Source organism: Pseudozobellia thermophila (assembly GCF_900141855.1).
Lineage (GTDB): Bacteria > Bacteroidota > Bacteroidia > Flavobacteriales > Flavobacteriaceae > Pseudozobellia > Pseudozobellia thermophila.
The window spans coordinates 1-1,164 of sequence record NZ_FQYU01000032.1 but is presented as its reverse complement, the minus strand read 5'-3'; the positions used below and the strand labels follow the sequence as shown (position 1 = coordinate 1,164).

Genomic DNA, 1,164 nt, shown 5'->3' with positions numbered 1-1,164 from the left:
GTGGGCAGCGATTCGCCCACATGACCCGCCTCCGTGTTCTCGCCCGACAGCACGAACTCAACCTCGGTCAAAAGCCCAACGTCCTTGGTGCAGGCAAACATGACGGTCATGAATACCAAGGAATGTATTAATTTGTTATATGTGGACTTTCCCATTCTAATTAACATCTATCGTTACTAGAGCCGTATCATATTCACTTCCATCCGTAATAGTGTAACTAAACGTAATTCTCCCTGTAAAGCCAGGTGCCGCTTGAAATGAAATACCATTTCCAACGATTTCGGCATAACTCACCCCCGAAATGGGACTTGGTTGATCTATATATGAAATGCTTAAAATATCCTCATCCAAATCGGAATCATTTTCAATAACATCGATGAAAATAGGGGTAGTCCCAATAACTTGTTCATAGTCATCATTGGCTACCGGTGGGCTATTCACATGTATAGTAATAGTTGCGGTTACCTCGCTATTGCCATCATCGACCGAATAGATAATTACATCATTTCCAGTGAAACCATTGTTGGCAGTGTATTTGATTTCCGTGCCTGATATAGTAGCCGTGCCGTTTGCAGGAGGGGCTTGAATACCCACCGTAAGGTCATCGTTCTCGGGGTCACTAATCTTATCTGCCACATCTATACTAATGTTTCCAGCATAGATCGGAATGACAAGAGAAATGTCTTCAGCTGTTGGAGGTAGATTGACCTCTTCTTCAGTTACCGTAATCTCGGAGGTGTCCGTAAACCCGCCGTCGACCGTTGTCGCCGTAATGGTCGCCGTGCCGGGGGAAACCGCACTTACCTCTCCTGTATCGCTTACAGTCGCTATGGAGGTATCGCTCGAAGTCCAGGTCACGCTCGGGTCGTCCGCATTGACGGGCTCGACATCAGCGGTCAGCTCCACCGTCTCCCCCACCGTCAAATTGACCGTCGGTGGTTCCACGACAATACCCGTTACAGGTACGGAAACGGCATTCACCGTAATCTCGGAGGTGTCCGTAAACCCGCCGTCGACCGTCGTCGCCGTAATGGTCGCCGTGCCGGGGGAAACCGCACTTACCCCTCCCGTATCGCTTACAGTCGCTATGGAGGTATCGCTCGAAGTCCAGGTCACGCCCGGGTCGTCCGCATTGGCGGGCTCGACATCAACGGTCAGCTCCAC

The 1,164-nt window shown here is 50.1% G+C and carries 1 protein-coding gene; it reads right to left on the bottom strand.

The window, feature by feature from the left end; all coding sequences use genetic code 11:
• Window positions 1-156 precede the first annotated feature (156 nt).
• Window positions 157-1,164: Ig-like domain-containing protein (locus BUB37_RS21240; protein ID WP_170863207.1), on the bottom strand; the 1,008-nt coding region annotated here is incomplete at its 5' end.